This window comes from Pseudomonas sp. 3-2 (assembly GCF_019710535.1).
Lineage (GTDB): Bacteria > Pseudomonadota > Gammaproteobacteria > Pseudomonadales > Pseudomonadaceae > Aquipseudomonas > Aquipseudomonas pharyngis.
Genome location: NZ_CP081200.1, coordinates 680,778 through 695,716 on the forward strand (window position 1 = coordinate 680,778; position 14,939 = coordinate 695,716).

A 14,939-nucleotide genomic window follows, 5' to 3' on the forward strand; every position below is an offset into this window, starting at 1 on the left:
CCAGGGTTCAGCGACGGCGCATCAGGCCGATGAAGAACAGCCCGCCGAGGGCTGCGGTGGCAACGCCGATGGGCAAGTCTTCGGGGGCGATCAACGTGCGGGCGGCGACGTCCACCCAGACGAGGAAAACGCTGCCGAGCAACACGCACACCGGCAGCAGACGCCGATGCTCGGCACCGATCAGGCGCCGGGCAATGTGCGGCACCATCAGCCCGACAAAACCGATGGAGCCACTGATCGACACCAGCACTCCGGTCATCAGCGAAGCGATCACGAACACCCGCAGGCGCACCGCCCGGGCATTCAGGCCGAGGGTGACGGCGGTCTGTTCGCCGGCCATCAAGGCGTTCAGCGGGCGGGCCATGCCGATCAGCAGAATCAGTCCGAGCAACACACTGAGCGCCGGCACCGCCAACAACTCCCAGCGCGCCAGACCCAGGCCGCCGAGCATCCAGAACATCACCGCCGAGCTGGCGCGATGATCGCCCATGAACAGCAGGAGGTTGGCGATCGCCATCATCACGAACGACACCGCCACGCCGCACAGCAGCAGACGATCACTGTCCAGCCGACCCTGGCGGTTGGCGATGCCCAGCACCAGAAACATGCTCAACAGCGCGCCGATGAACGCGGCGATCGGCAAGGTCAGCAGGCCGACGATTTCGCCGATGTGCAGCACCACGATCACTGCACCGAGCGTGGCACCGGAGGTGACGCCAAGCAGGTGTGGATCGGCCAGCGGATTGCGCGTCACCGCTTGCAGCACCGCGCCGATCAGCGCCAGCCCGGCACCGACCAATGCACCGAGCAGCATGCGCGGCACACGAATCAGCCAGACGATGTGTTCCTGGCCGGCGCTCCAGTCCGCCACACCGAGGCCGAACAGTTTGTGCAGTAGAATCCGCCACACCACGTCCACCGGCACCCGCGCCGGGCCGAAGCCCAGCGACACCACGCACGACACCAGCAGCACGGCACCGAGGGCGATCAGTAGCAGCGCATAGCGACGATCGATCATTCGCCGTGGAAACCTTTGGCCAGGGTTTCCACCGCCAGCACGTTGTCGATCCCCGGCGTGGCCTGCACGTAAGGGATGACGATGAAGCGCTGGTTCTTGATCGCGTCCACCGATTGCAGGGCCTTGTTCTTCAGCAGGAATTCAATCTTCTGCTCGGCGGTGATTTCACTGTAATCGACGATGACGATCACCTGCGGATTGCGCTCGACCACGGTTTCCCAGTTGACTCGGGTCCAGCTCGCTTCGACGTCATCGAGAACGTTGCGCCCGCCGGCGGCGTCGATCAGCGCCTGCGGCATGCCGAGGCGGCCGGAGGTCATGGCGCGGTCTTCGCCGCTGTCGTACAGGAACACCCGGGGTTTTTCCGCAGGCAGGTCTTTGCGGATGTCGGCGACCTGACTTTGCATGTCGGCGATCAGCGCGTTGGCGCGATCCTGCACGTCGAAAATCTTTCCGAGGTTGCGCAGGTCGTTGTAGGTGTCGTCCAGCGTGGCGGCCGGGCGCTTCATCACGAAGGCGCAGGACTCGGTCAGTTCATACACATGGATGCCCAGCGGTTGCAGGGTCTGCGGCGTGAGATCGCCACCGACGCGCATGCCGTAATCCCAGCCGGCGAAGAAGAAATCGACGTTGGCGTTGAGCAGGGTTTCCACCGAGGGGTACTTGGCCGCCAGCTCCGGCAAACCGTCGAGCAGCGACTGCATTTCAGGCGTTACCGATTTCCAGCCACTGACGCCGCTGTAGCCGGCCATCTTCGACTTGAGGCCGAGGGCGAGCATCATCTGGGTCATGTTGATGTCGTGGCTGACCGCATGCTTCGGCGCTTCCTTGAAGGTCACTTCACGGTTGCAGCTGTGGATCGTCAGCGGGTACTTCGTCGCCTCGGCGAAGGCGTGGGTGGTGCCCAGCAACAGGGCGAGGCAAAGCAGGGAGCGCACAGTCATGGTCGGGTTATCCAGGTGATTCGCGGGTAGCCGTGGAGGGGGTGGGAATCGATCAATGCTTCGACGCCGAATACGTCGCGCAGCAGTTCGACGGTGAGCACTTCTTGCGGCGTGCCGCTGGCGACGATCCGGCCGTGGTTGATCACATACAAACGGTCGCAGAACGCGGCGGCGAGGTTCAGATCGTGGATGCTCGCCAGGGTGCCGATCTGCAAACGCTTGACCAGTTGCAGCAGTTCAAGTTGATAACGCGGATCGAGGTGGTTGGTCGGCTCGTCGAGGATCAGCAGTTGCGGTTGCTGGGTCAGGGCCCGGGCGAGGATCACCCGCTGTTTTTCTCCACCGGACAGCGTGGCGAACGCGTGATCTTCGAAGCCGTCGAGGCCCACGGATTTGAGGGCCTGGGTGGCGAGGTGGCGGTCTTCCAGCGTGTCGCCGTCGAACAGGCCTTTGTGCGGTGTACGGCCCATGGCGACCACTTCCTCGACGGTCAGGCCGAAGGTGTCGGGGAATTCCTGCAGCACCACGGCGATGCGTTGCGCACACCAGCGCGAGGATTGCTTCCACACGTTGTAGTGATCGAGTCTGACCTCACCGTGTTCCGGCTGACTGAAGCGATAGGCGCAGCGCAACAGGCTGGTCTTGCCGCTGCCATTGGGCCCGATCAACCCGACGAACTCCCCGGCGGCCACTTGCAACGAGGCGTCACGCAGCTGGAACTGGTGATGGCAGTGGCCGTGGCCCAGGGGTGTCCAGGCGAGATGGGTGAGGGACAGTGAGGTCATTTCGTTCCTGTTCTAGAAGGTGTAGTCAGCGGTGACAAAGAACGAACGAGGCTCACCCAGAATCCACTGCTGGCCCTCATTGTATTGGCTTTGCGCATACGTCCGGTCAAACAGATTGTTCACCTGCAACCCCAGCGTGGTGTTGCGCAGGGCTTTCCATGACAACGTTGCATCGACCACGGTGTAGCTCGGCAGCTCGTTGCGGTTGGCCATATCGGCGTAGCGCGCATCGACATAACGCACGCCGGCGCCGGCTTTCAGGTCATCGGCCAGCGCTTTGCTCAGCCAAAGATTGGCGGTGCGTCGTGGCACGTCCACCGGGCGATTGCCGTTGCGCGACACCGGCACGCCGCCGACCACTTCTTCGAAATCGTCGTACTTGGCTTTGACGATGGCGGCGTTGGCCTGCAGTTGCCAGGCGTTCGGCAGTTGCAGATCGAGGCTCGCCTCCAGGCCGTTCGACGACTGCTGGCCGACCTGTTGCTTGAGCGTCGGGTTGCCCGGATCGTCGGTCAGCAGCTTCTTCTTCACGATGCGATACGCCGCCAGCGTGAACTCGCCACGCTGATCCCAGAACAGCTGCTTCAAGCCGATCTCGGTTTGCCGCGCGGTGGACAGGTCATATTGCTGCTGGCTCGGGCTCAGGGAAATCAAACCGCCGATGCCATCGGTGCTGGTGGCAACCTGGCCGTAGAACGAGGTGTCTTGCGTCAGCGCGAACACCAGGCCGGCCTTCCAGTTGTTGCCGGTCAGGGTCTTGTCGCTCTGACTGCCGTCGACCAGGTTGTTGCGATCCACATGCACGTAGTCGCGGCGTACACCGGTCACCAGCGACCAGCGCTCACTCAGTTGCGTGCGGTTTTCGGCGAACACCGACATCTGTTTTGTGGTGCTGTCGAACTGATCGCGATACGGATCGGCGCTCTCGAAATAGCCGGGTTGCGGGTGATACCGATCCAGCGGCTGGCCGTTCGGCAATACGTCGTTGAACGGCGAGTTGCTGTCGAGCTGGAAGCGGATGCGGTTGTAGTCGACGCCGGTCACGGTCTGGCTGTCGAGGCCGAATAGCGAGTGCTTGAAGGTGAAGGTCTGGCGGTCGCCGACCTGTTCCTGCTTGTGGCCGATGCCGAAGTAGCCGCTGCGGCTGAGCTGCTGACTGTCAGCGTCGAAGTTGTAGTTCTCGGCGTTCTGCCAGCGGCGTTGGGCCTTGAGGTAGTACAGCTCATTGCTGGCGCTGACTGCAGCGTTGATCTGCCAATCCGTGGTCAGGCGTGTCCATTGATCGTTGTAGTGCTGCTTGTCGTCGCGCACGTTGTAGTTCTTGTTGCGCAGGCTGTCCTTCAACTGGCCGTTGATCAGTGGCGTGCCGAAGTAGTTCTGCGGGCGCTGATCGCCGTAATCGTGGGCGAGGGTGAAGGTCAGATCGTCCGTGGCCTGCCAGCGCAGGGCGGCGCTGATGAAGTCGCTGGATGAATCACCGCGATCGACCCAGCCGTTGCTGCGCAGGCGGTTGAGGTTGAGTCGATAGCTGAGGGTGTCGCTCAGCGAGCCGCCGCTGTCGAACGCCTGCTGTTGGCGGTCGAACGAGCCGTAACCGACCCGCACATGGTTTTCGATTTCGCCTTCGAACGGCTTCTTCGGGATCACGTTGACCACCGCGCCGGTCGCGCCCTCGCCATACAACACCGAGGCCGGGCCGCGCAGCACGTCGACGCGCTCCACCGACCAAGTGTCGACCGGAAACGTCACGGTGCCCATGCCGGTGTACATGCGGTTGCCGTCATATAACTGCATCACCGAACTCTGCCCGGTAAAACCCCGGGCCTGCAACGAAGTGCCGCCGTCGCCCGGCGTGCCGGTGCGACTGATGCCGGTGCTGCGCGATACGGCGTCCTGCACGCTGCGGTCGCCACGGGCGCGGACCTGTTCGCCGCTCAGGCTTTCGACACTGGCCGGGGTTTCCATCGCACTGAGGTTCAGGCGCGAGCCGGCGCTGGTCGGCGTGGTCAGGCTGACGGTCGGGTCGTCATTGGCCAGAGCGGTGATGGTGCCGGTGGGCAGCGTCAGCGCGGCGTTGTCGGCGTGGGCGCTGCTGTTCAGGGCCAACAGACAGAGGCTGGACAAGAGGTACTTGTTCATCGGGGCGGTGAATCACTTCTTCAAAAGAAAAGCCCGCCGGCTCATGACAAGGCATGGCCGCGGGCAGAGCAGCAAATTTGCGTTATACAGTAACACTAAAAATTGCCGAAGTTTAAGCCCCGGCAGTTTAAAGATCTGTCTGGATCGCGCATCTCGCGTGATTCACGATGAAGTTGAGGCAGATTCAGTTTGCCGGCCCAGACGCGACAACAGCAGCCGATCCAGCAACCACACCACTACCAGCGAAGCCCCTACCAGCGGAAACACCACCGCCAGCACCAGCATGATCGCCACCCCGGTTTTCCATTTCGGCAGATCGTGGCGCAGCGGCGGCACGCCGAATTTGCCCTGGGGCCGACGCTTCCACCAGATCACCACACCGCTGACGGCGCTGAGCAGAATCATCAGGCAGATCAGCAACACGATGATCTGGTTGAAGGTGCCGAACATCTTGCCTTCGTGGAGCATCACGCCGATCTCGGTAGCGCGGGCAACAGCGCCGTATTGCTCGAAGCGCACATCGGCGAGAACCTTGCCGGTGTACTGATCGATGTGCAGGGTCGCGTCGTTGCGTGGGTCGTCGGCGAACACGGCGATGGTGAACACGCCGGTGGCGGTGGTCGGCATTGTGATGCTGTAGCCCGGCTCGACCTTGCGCTCGATGGCGATGTTCTGCACATCCTGCAGGCGGATGGTCGGTGCAGCGGGGCCGTGTTGCATGCCACCGTGGGCCATGTGTTCGGCGTGGTCGCCGGACATCGGCATCGGGGTGTTTTCCATCGCCCAGGGTACGGTCTGGCGCGCGGCGTTGTTGAGGCTGCCGGCCTCGACGTCGGAGGTTGGCACGTTGTCCCACATCGCCGCCGGGAACACGTTCCACACCTGGGCGTACTGCTTGCCCCAGAAGCCGGTCCAGGTCATGCCGCTGAGCAGCATCACCAGCAGCAATGCCGCGCCCCAGAATCCGGTCACGGCATGCAGGTCACGCCACAGCACGCGGCCGCGACTGCTCAGGCGTGGCCACAAAATCCCTGCTGCCTGACCTCGCGGCCACCACAGGAAAACCCCGGACACCACCAGCACCACGCCCCAGCCGGCGGCCATTTCGATCAACCGGTCACCGACGGTGCCGATCATCAATTCGCCGTGGATCGCCCGGGCGATGGCTTGCAGGTTCTGCCTGGCATCCTGCTCGCCGAGGATGTCGCCGTGGTACGGATCGACGAACACGTTCAGCTCATGGCCGGCATTGGCCACGACAAACTGCGCGCTGCGCTCGGCATTCACCGGCGGCAGGTACTGGGTGACCTGGCCCTGTGGATAAGCGCTTTTGACCTTTTGCAGCAGGTCGTCGGCCGGCACGGTGTGATGCCCGGCCGGGACGTTCAGCAGGCTGCTGTACATCAGCGAATCGAGTTGCGGCTTGAACAGGTAAATGATGCCGGTCAGGGCCAGCATCACCATGAACGGGGCGACGAACAATCCGGCATAAAAATGCCAACGCCAGGCCAGGTTGTAGAAATTCGGTTTGGGCTGTTTCATCACGTGTGCTCCGCTTGGCTTGGATCTTCTCGTTGTCTGTTGTCACTCGCTCCCTCAAGGGGAGCGAGTGCCCTTGAGGGTTAGAAACTCATGTCCACCTTGGTCCAGAGCGTGCGCCCCGGTTCATTGATCGCTTGCGGGTCGTTGGCCGGGTAGCCGAACCCGGCGTTGCCCGCCAGGTTCAGGTGTTCGGCGTAAGCCTTGCCGAACAGGTTGTCGACGCCGGTACTGACCTTCCAGTGTTTGTTGATCCGGTAGGCACCGTTGAGCGAGAACACGCCGAAGCCTGAACTCTTGTCGTAATCCTTGCCGACCACGTTGCCCTTGTTCTGGTCGATACGGTTTTGCGCGGCAACCACCCTCCACAGTGCGCCGGCGCTCCAGTTGTCTTCGGTATAAGTCAGGCCGAAACGGGCATCCAGCGGTGGCATCTGCGGCAGGGCCTTGCCGTCGGTGCTGTTCTTGCCCCAGGCGTAGGCCAGGGTCGCATCGGCTTTCCAGTTGTCGGTGAGTTTGTAAGCGGCACCGAGTTCACCGCCCATGATCCGCGCGTCGATGTTCTCGGCGCGGGAAGTGCTCATGCCCATCATCCCCGGGGTGTAATCGAACAGGATGTAATCGCGCACCTGGCCGATGTAACCCGAGGCCCAGGCTTCAAGCTCGGCGCTCTTATAGTTCACGCCAAAGTCGAGCTGGGTGGTCTTTTCCGGCTTGATCGAATCGAACGCATTGACCGAACCCGCCGGGCCGGACTTGGGCGAAAACAGCTCCCAGTAATCCGGGAACCGCTGGGCGTGGCCGAGGCCGGCGTAGAGCGTGGTCGGGCTGTCGGCCAGGTCATGCTCGTAACGGATGAAACCGCTCGGCAGGGTGGCGGCGCGGGTATCGCCAGCGGTCGGGTTCGGCCTGGACATCATTCCCGAACCGGTGCTCTGCCGATAATCCTTGGCCGAGGCACGGTCGACGCGGGCGCCGGTAATCAGCCGGTCGCGGTCGGCGGCGTACCAGGTCATTTCGCTGAATACGCCGTAGTTATGGAAGTCGGCGTCCTTGGTGAACGGCTGATCCTTGTAGGTATCGATGCCCATGCCGCTGCGCTGCCGGTGTTCGTTGGTTTGCGCGTCGAGGCCGGTGATCAGCTGGATGTCGGCCCAGCGCCAGGTGGCCTTGATCCGCGCGCCGAGGGTACGACGGTCGACGTTGGACGCCATCGGTCCCGCCATCATCCCGGTGCCGGACGGCGTGCGCAGGGTGTAGTTGTCCATCACGTGGTCGGCGTAGTTGTAGTAGACCTGCGCTTCGAGCTTCTCCAGCACCTCGGTGAGGTTGGATTTCTCGAAGCGCAGACCGAGGCTTTCGCGCAGGAATTGCGAGCCGTCCATGCCGCGTCCGGCGTAGCGCGCTTCGCCGTCGCCCTTGCCGGCGGTGAGTTCGATCAGGGTGTCGGCGTCCGGTGTCCAGCCCAGCGCCACGTCGCCGTTCCACTTGTCATAGCGCGAGGCAACGATGTCGTTGTTGCCGTCGCGGTAGTCGTCGGAGTGCGCGGTGTTGCCGATCACTCGCACGTAACCCAGCGAGCCGCCGGCCGCCGCATCGACGACCTTGTCGAAGCGCCCGTGGGAGCCGGCCAGCACGCTGGCGTTCACGCGGGTGCCGAGTTCGCCGAAGCTTTCCGGCTCGCGGTCGAACAGGATCGTGCCGGCCGAGGCGCCCGGTCCATAAAGCACGGTTTGCGGGCCTTTGATCACGGTGAGTTTGTCGTAGGTCTCGGGCGAAATGTACGAGGTCGGCGCGTCCATTCGGCCGGGGCAGGCGCCGAGCATCATGCTGCCGTTGGTGAGGATGTTCAGGCGCGAACCGAACATGCCGCGCAATACCGGATCACCGTTGGTGCCGCCGTTGCGCACCAGGGCGAAGCCGGGAATGGTCTTCAGGTAGTCGCCGCCGTCGCTGGCCGGCACCGGTTGGCGCGGGTCTTTCGGGTTGGTGACGATGGTCAGCGGTGAGCTCGGGGCGATGGCGGTGATCACCGTCGGGCTCAGTTCTTCAGCGTGGCCGGCGTGTTCGTCGGCGTGGACCAGCGGGGACAGCAGGACGCCGCAAAGGACGGCGGTCGCGTGTCTGAAGCGAACGCGGGATTCGTTCAGAGCAAAGGACGCCGGGGCAGAACCCGGGCGTGGGACAGCAGAAAACCTGGACATGACAATTTCCATCAAACAGTCGTAAACAACACGGCCGGCAGCCTGAAGCTGTCTTCTCAACCGTGTGCAATCAGAGGTGGGTGTTTACGCTGCGACGGGCGGGGCGCGGGTGCGGGCGCCGGGGAAAAAGGTCTGCCGGGCATGGCCCAGACGCGGGGAGGGTGGGGTGAAGGTGTTGACCAGTGGAATGCTGAAGGTGGCGAAGCTGCCACCGCCGGTCAGCGCCGGGCAGTTGAACAGCAGGCTGCAATAACCGCATTTTTCCCACAGTACGTGGTGCGAGGATTGTGGCGGGCAGTGTTCGGCCGAGGGTTTTGTTTCATGCGCGGAATGATCCATACCCGCCATGTCCATCGACATGTCCATGCTCATTGGCATGGTTGTCGAGGCGTGCTGATCCATCGGCATTGACTGGGAAATCAGCGGGCCGATGAAGATCATCAACATGGCGAACAGGGCGATCCAGCTGCCGCGGGTCAGGTGTTCAGTCTGACGGCGTTGCAGGGAGGGCCTGGCGCTCAGGGGGCGCATGGGCGGAGTCTGCCGGAACGGCTACTGGGCGTGCGCGTGGGCTTGCGTGGCTTGCGGCGGCTTCTTCTGCACGGCGACTTCGACGGTCACGTCACCGGCCTTTTCAAAGTGCATCGTCAGGGGAAAGCGCTTGCCGTCGGTCAGCAGACTGCGGTCGGTCGGATTCATCAGCATCACGTGATAGGCCATCGGCGCGAATGTCACGTTTTCACCGGCCGGGATCGCCACATTCGGCACCTGTTGCATCTTCATCAGATCGCCCTGCATCACGTGCTCGTGCAGTTCCGCTGTCGGGGCAATCGGCGAGTCGACGCTGAGCAGGCGGTCAGCCGTCTTGCCGGCGTTGTGAATGATGAAATACGCGGCAACGGTCGGCGCGTTCGGCGGCAGTTCCTGCGACCACGGGTGGGCGATTTCCAGCTCGCCGGCCTTGTATTCGTGGGCATGGACGAAGCACGCAGGCAGCAAAAGCGCAGCGATGACGATGAATTTGTTCAACATGGCAGTTCTCCAGAACGATTTGAAACGCAGGTCAAATGCGGGAACAAATCAGACCAGAGGAGAGGCGCGGGGATTGAGGCTCGGCCATTGCTGGCGCGGTGTCGGGGTTTGCAGCAAGGCGGGCGCCACACTGCGATTACTTTCGTACTGAGCGAAATACAGCTGCGGCGAATGCCCCGGCAACGCCACCACCGGCGCCGATCCGGAACAGCACCAGCAATGCTGCATGGTCGAATGATTGTCACCGCTTTGCGGCGCTTTTTGATCGAGGCTGCCGATGTCGATCGCCACCATCTTCGTCCCGCTGCCGGTGCAGAAACTGCTCCACAACAACTGCTCGGCCGGCGTCTGCGCCGCCTGCGCCATCGCTCCCGTCAACGGCATGGCGAGCATGTTGAACAGCACTGCAAAGCAGGCGATCCAGGCAAATGCGAGCCGGTGTCGGTTCATGGGACAGATCCGTGGGGTGGGCGATCAGGCGCGGCTATTTAGCCTGATCAGGGCCGATAAGTAAAAAAGCGTCGTGCGGTTTGGTGTCGCAGAGGATTCAGCCTGCTACGGCATGCAGCCGCAAACCCAGCGCCTTCATGACTTTCATGATAGTCGCGAATTCCGGATTTCCAGTGCTGCTCAGCGCTTTATAAAGGCTTTCACGACCCAGACCTGCATCCCGCGCAACCTGAGTCATGCCTTGGGCGCGGGCAATGTCATTAAGCGCTGCACGGATGAGAACGCCATCGCCAGCATCTTCGTCAAAACAGGCGTCCAGGTAAGCCGCCATTTCCTCCGGCGTTTTAAGAAACTCTGCAGCGTCGAAGCGGGTGAATTTTTCGGTCATGACTTACTCCTCATTACCGATGCTTTGCGCCATCCGGATGGCGCGTTTGATATCTCGTTTTTGTGTCGACTTGTCGCCCCCCAGCAGTAGCAGATAAATCACGTTACCTTTACGTGTGAAGTACATCCTGTAGCCGGGACCGTAATGAACGCGCATTTCATAAACGGCACTGCCAACGAACTCGCAATCACCCATATTTCCATGCTCTGCACCTCGAATTCTGGCGATGATGCGAGCTTTGCCGTTGGTGTCTTTCATCGAGTCGAGCCAATCGGCAAATGCAGGGGATCGTTCAAATTCGATCATGTCGAAATCGTATTCCTTGGGATACAGACTGACAAGCCGCATTTTTCTTGAAGGCAGCAGTGCGCTTCAAGAATTTGCTCGCTGCAAATCTGTGTGGATTAAAGGAATCGAAATCTTGGCGTGAGGTGGCAGGGGCGAACAGTCGGCTGGTTCCTGAAATTCTGCCGGTCAAATCAAGGATTAGCTCGAAATCAGGAATTATCTGACGTAGAGAGGGCTTCCAGGACTTCAGACGTACTCTTGAACTCCCGATCAACCCTCGCCAACACCGGCCGCTTCAACACCATCACCGGAACCCCAAGCTCCCGCGCCACTTCCAGTTTCGGCTCGGTTGCGGTGCTGCCGCTGTTCTTGCTGATCAGCACGTCGATCTGCCGGCGTTCGAACAGCGCCCGCTCATCTTCCAGTAGAAATGGCCCACGGGCGCCGATGACTTCGCAGCGTTCGTTGCCGGGATAAATGTCGAGGGCGCGCAGGGTCCAGAACTGGTGCGCGGGGATTTCGTCGAGGTGTTGCAGCGGTTCGCGGCCAAGGGTGAACAGGGGGCGGCGGAAGGGTTCGAGGGCGGTGATCAGTTCGGCCCAGTCGGCGACTTCGCGCCAGTCATCGCCGGGTTGCGGTTGCCACGCGGGGCGGCGCAGGGCCCAGCAGGGGATACCGGTGAGTTGCGCGGCGGTGGCGGCGTTCCGGCTGATTTGCGCGGCGTAGGGATGGGTCGCGTCGAACAGAAGATTGATGCCTTCATCGCGAATGAACTGCGCCAGGCCTTCGGCACCGCCGTAGCCGCCGACGCGCACCTGACACGTCAGATCGGTCGGCACCCGGCCGACACCGGCCAGGCTGTAAATGTGTTCCGGTCCCAACGTGCGTGCGATGGCGAGCGCTTCAGTCACGCCGCCGAGCAACAAGATTCGCTTCATTCAAAGGCACCCGCATGGCCAACAATGCCACCCTGACGATCAATCGCAAACACCTCGACCTGCACCTGAGCCGGCACCACGCTGCGGGCGAACTCCAGAGCATGGCGGCAAACTTCATCACCGAGGGCAACACCCGCCGCACGGGCCATCGCCAACGCCTGCTGGCTGGTGTTCGCCTCGCGAATGGCTTGCTGCAAGGTGTCGTCGGCGCCAATTGCCGCCGCCCAGTCGGCCAGTTGCGGCAGGTCGATGCTCGAATGACGCGAGTGCAGGTCCATGTGCCCGGCCGCCAGTTTGCTGATCTTGCCGAAGCCCCCGCACAGGCTGAGTTTATCCACAGGCACTTTGCGCAGGTGCTTGAGCACGGCGCCGACGAAGTCGCCCATTTCGATCAGGGCGATTTCCGGCAGGTTGTAGACCCGGCGCATGGTGTCTTCGCTGGCGTTGCCGGTGCAGGCGGCGATGTGCAGGTAGCCGTTGGTTTTTGCCACGTCGATGCCTTGATGGATCGAGGCAATGTACGCCGCGCAGGAAAACGGCCGGACGATGCCGCTGGTGCCGAGGATCGACAAGCCGCCGAGAATCCCCAGACGCGGGTTCATGGTTTTCAATGCCAAAGCTTCGCCGCCCTCGACATTGACCGTCACCTCGAAGCCGCCGCGATAGCCGGTTTCTTCGGCGAGCAGGGTCAGGTGATCGCTGATCATCTTGCGCGGCACCGGGTTGATCGCCGGTTCGCCGACGCCCAGCACCAGCCCCGGCCGGGTCACGGTGCCGACGCCCTTGCCGGCCATGAAGCGAATCCCCGGCTCGGCCATCAGCCGCACCCGCGAATAAAGCAGGGCGCCGTGAGTCACGTCCGGATCATCGCCGGCATCCTTGATCGTTCCGGCTTCGGCGCCGTCTTCGGTCAGCCGGCAGAACTCCAGACGCATCTGCACCTGCTTGCCCTTGGGCAACACGATCTGCACGGCGTCGGCCGATGAGCCACCGAGCAGCAGACGGGCAGCGGCGAGGCTGGTGGCCGTGGCGCAGCTGCCGGTGGTCAGGCCGCTGCGCAGGGGCGCGGGTTGTTCGGCGGTTTCGTCACGCATCAAGGGGTTTGACCAGATCGAGCAGGGAGATCGGCAAGGCCTGGCGCCAGGTGTCGAACTCGCCCAGCGGCTGTGCCTGGGCAATGTGGATGCGGGTCAACTCGCCACCGTGGCGTTCGCGCCAGGCCATCAAGGTCATTTCGCTTTGCAGCGTCACGGCGTTGGCCACCAGTCGGCCACCGGGTTTGAGGTGTTCCCAGCAGGTGTCGAGCACCCCTTCGCGGGTCACGCCGCCGCCGATGAAAATGGCGTCCGGACGCTCAAGACCGGCGAGGGCCTGAGGAGCACTGCCGCGAATCAGTTGCAGGCCAGGAACGCCCAAGGCATCACGGTTGTGTTCGATCAGTTGCTGGCGACCCTCGTCGGCCTCGATGGCCAGGGCGCGGCAGCTCGGGTGCGCGCGCATCCACTCGATGCCGATCGAGCCGCTGCCGGCGCCGACGTCCCACAACAGTTCGCCCGGGGTCGGGGCGAGGCGGGCGAGGGTGATGGCGCGTACGTCGCGCTTGGTCAGTTGGCCATCGTGCTCGAAGGCCGAGTCCGGCAGGCCGGCCAAGCGCGACAGGCGCGGTGTATGCGGATCGGCCATGCATTCGATGGCGATCACATTGAGGTGGGCAATAAGCGGATCGTTCCAGTGGTTGGCGGTGCTGTCGATTCGGCGTTCGGCGCTGCCGCCCAGATGCTCCAGGACGCTCAGACGACTGGCGCCGAATCCGCGTTCACGCAGCAACGTGGCAACCGCCGCCGGGCTCTGGCCGTCATTGCTCAGCAGCAACAGGCGCACGCCGCTGAACAGTTGCGCATTGAGGGCCGCAAGAGGGCGGGCCACCAGCGACAGCACATTGACGTCCTGCAGCGGCCAGCCCAGTCGGGAGGCCGCCAGCGAGCATGAGGATGGCGATGGCAGAACCAGCATTTCGGTTCCTGGCACCTGCCGCGCCAGACTTGCGCCAACGCCGTAGAACATCGGATCACCGCTGGCCAGCACGCACACCGCTTCGCCACGGCGTTCAAGAACCGGGGCCAGGGAGAACGGGCTCGGCCACAACTGGCGCTCGCCACCAATGCACGCCGGCAACAGGTCCAGTTGACGCTGGCCGCCGATGATCCGCGAGGCGCCCAGCACGGCGCGGCGGGCATTCTTGCCCAGGCCCTTGAAGCCGTCTTCACCGATTCCCACTACCGTCAGCCAGGGTGTCATGCCGTTCCTCAATCTCATGCGCCGTTCAAGCGGCGCATGATAGCGCGGCTTCTGTTGTCTGGCGCTGCTGCCTTGTTGCAGGCGAAGGCAGCGGTAGACATGTTATGTGGTTGAAAACCGATTGGCGGATCGAACGTCTTTGTTATTTTGGTTTTTGATCAAGTTGAACGTTACCCATAAAACGGGCTGGATCATCTTCTGAACGATTTTTAATTAACTAATGATTGAACGCCTTGCTGGCGTCCGGTGATAGGGATGTGAGGATAAACATGGATGACATAAAACATAATGCGACACTTGTCGGCGATATATTGCTGACCGGCAGTCGGGGGCAATCAAACGAGGATTATCAGTTCGCGTTGAACTGTACTTACCTGGCACAGCGCCAGGCGGATATGACTTATAACAGTGCGACCCAGCCTGGACGATGGACCGATTATTTTACCGATGTACTGTGGTCGCATGGCTGGAGCCGTGATTATCAACCGATCGAGCACGTTCAGACGCAGTTCAGGGGCAGCGTGCGCGAGGTCTGGTCACGACTGGCATCGCCGCTGCTGAGTGCTGAACAGGTGGCTGGCGTTGATCGAGGGCTGATGGCGCTTGAAGGCGACGTTGAACTGTTGAAAAAGGTCAAAGGCCTTAGTGGCAAGGTCTTCGATTTCAAAATCATGCCGATCAATTACAACGCCAATGGTGATATGGAATTGATCGTGACAAATACCCGGTTCATCAAGTCGAGCCTGAACACCGGGTATTTTTTCTGGAACGTTTCGCAAGTAATGACTCAGCTGGATGTTCTGGCTCGGAAGGTGGTGATCAGTCGCCGGGTCTTGGACGCTCGTCGAGCCAGTGTGATAAAGGCGCTGGAGGGGATCAAATTCAATTTCGAGGATTACCCGCTGTGACCGCCTCC

General features: G+C 62.1%; 15 protein-coding genes. 1 reads left to right on the top strand and 14 read right to left on the bottom strand.

Annotated elements, in window-relative coordinates; translation table 11 throughout:
• Window positions 1-7: 7 nt before the first annotated feature.
• The 14 genes from K3819_RS02960 to cbiE form a co-directional block, all read right to left on the bottom strand.
• Window positions 8-1,018: an iron ABC transporter permease gene (locus tag K3819_RS02960; RefSeq protein WP_221398597.1), complete on the bottom strand. Its 1,011-nt coding sequence runs from the start codon at window positions 1,016-1,018 to the stop codon at window positions 8-10.
• Window positions 1,015-1,962: an ABC transporter substrate-binding protein gene (locus K3819_RS02965; RefSeq protein ID WP_085611028.1), complete on the bottom strand. Its 948-nt coding sequence runs from the start codon at window positions 1,960-1,962 to the stop codon at window positions 1,015-1,017. The genes K3819_RS02960 and K3819_RS02965 overlap by 4 nt, the downstream gene beginning before the upstream one ends.
• Window positions 1,959-2,747 carry an ABC transporter ATP-binding protein gene (locus K3819_RS02970; RefSeq protein ID WP_221398598.1) on the bottom strand — a complete coding sequence of 263 codons (789 nt, stop codon included), beginning with the start codon at window positions 2,745-2,747 and terminating at the stop codon, window positions 1,959-1,961. The genes K3819_RS02965 and K3819_RS02970 overlap by 4 nt, the downstream gene beginning before the upstream one ends.
• Window positions 2,748-2,759: 12 nt before the next feature.
• Complete coding sequence (locus tag K3819_RS02975) at window positions 2,760-4,886, bottom strand: TonB-dependent siderophore receptor (protein WP_221398599.1); 2,127 nt, start codon at window positions 4,884-4,886, stop codon at window positions 2,760-2,762.
• Window positions 4,887-5,048: 162 nt separating this feature from the next.
• On the bottom strand, window positions 5,049-6,428 hold the full coding sequence (locus K3819_RS02980; RefSeq protein WP_210709674.1) for a PepSY domain-containing protein: 1,380 nt from the start codon (window positions 6,426-6,428) through the stop codon (window positions 5,049-5,051).
• An 80-nt stretch (window positions 6,429-6,508) separates the two neighbouring features.
• Window positions 6,509-8,629, bottom strand: coding sequence for a TonB-dependent copper receptor (locus K3819_RS02985; RefSeq protein WP_221398600.1), 2,121 nt, complete (start codon window positions 8,627-8,629; stop codon window positions 6,509-6,511).
• A gap of 84 nt (window positions 8,630-8,713) precedes the next feature.
• Window positions 8,714-9,160 (bottom strand): DUF2946 domain-containing protein, encoded by a 447-nt coding sequence (locus tag K3819_RS02990; protein ID WP_085611023.1) that lies wholly within the window; start codon window positions 9,158-9,160, stop codon window positions 8,714-8,716.
• 21 nt (window positions 9,161-9,181) lie between these two features.
• Window positions 9,182-9,661: a copper chaperone PCu(A)C gene (locus K3819_RS02995; protein ID WP_085611022.1), complete on the bottom strand. Its 480-nt coding sequence runs from the start codon at window positions 9,659-9,661 to the stop codon at window positions 9,182-9,184.
• Between the two features lie 48 nt (window positions 9,662-9,709).
• A complete protein-coding gene (locus K3819_RS03000) occupies window positions 9,710-10,111 on the bottom strand; it encodes a DUF2946 domain-containing protein (protein WP_039772017.1) in 402 nt (133 codons plus the stop codon).
• Window positions 10,112-10,208: 97 nt separating this feature from the next.
• Window positions 10,209-10,499, bottom strand: coding sequence for an addiction module antidote protein (locus K3819_RS03005; protein WP_085609233.1), 291 nt, complete (start codon window positions 10,497-10,499; stop codon window positions 10,209-10,211).
• Window positions 10,500-10,502: 3 nt separating this feature from the next.
• Window positions 10,503-10,805: a type II toxin-antitoxin system RelE/ParE family toxin gene (locus K3819_RS03010; protein ID WP_085611238.1), complete on the bottom strand. Its 303-nt coding sequence runs from the start codon at window positions 10,803-10,805 to the stop codon at window positions 10,503-10,505.
• Between the two features lie 191 nt (window positions 10,806-10,996).
• Window positions 10,997-11,725, bottom strand: a complete 729-nt coding sequence (locus K3819_RS03015) for a cobalt-precorrin-6A reductase (protein WP_221398601.1) — start codon at window positions 11,723-11,725, stop codon at window positions 10,997-10,999.
• Window positions 11,722-12,819, bottom strand: coding sequence for a cobalt-precorrin-5B (C(1))-methyltransferase (locus K3819_RS03020; RefSeq protein WP_085611020.1), 1,098 nt, complete (start codon window positions 12,817-12,819; stop codon window positions 11,722-11,724). The genes K3819_RS03015 and K3819_RS03020 overlap by 4 nt, the downstream gene beginning before the upstream one ends.
• Window positions 12,812-14,023, bottom strand: coding sequence for a precorrin-6y C5,15-methyltransferase (decarboxylating) subunit CbiE (gene cbiE, locus K3819_RS03025; protein ID WP_221398602.1), 1,212 nt, complete (start codon window positions 14,021-14,023; stop codon window positions 12,812-12,814). The genes K3819_RS03020 and cbiE overlap by 8 nt, the downstream gene beginning before the upstream one ends.
• A 269-nt stretch (window positions 14,024-14,292) precedes the next feature.
• On the opposite strand from cbiE, the gene K3819_RS03030 reads away from it, so the two are divergent.
• Window positions 14,293-14,931 carry a hypothetical protein gene (locus K3819_RS03030; RefSeq protein ID WP_221398603.1) on the top strand — a complete coding sequence of 213 codons (639 nt, stop codon included), beginning with the start codon at window positions 14,293-14,295 and terminating at the stop codon, window positions 14,929-14,931.
• The last annotated feature ends 8 nt before the right edge of the window (window positions 14,932-14,939 follow it).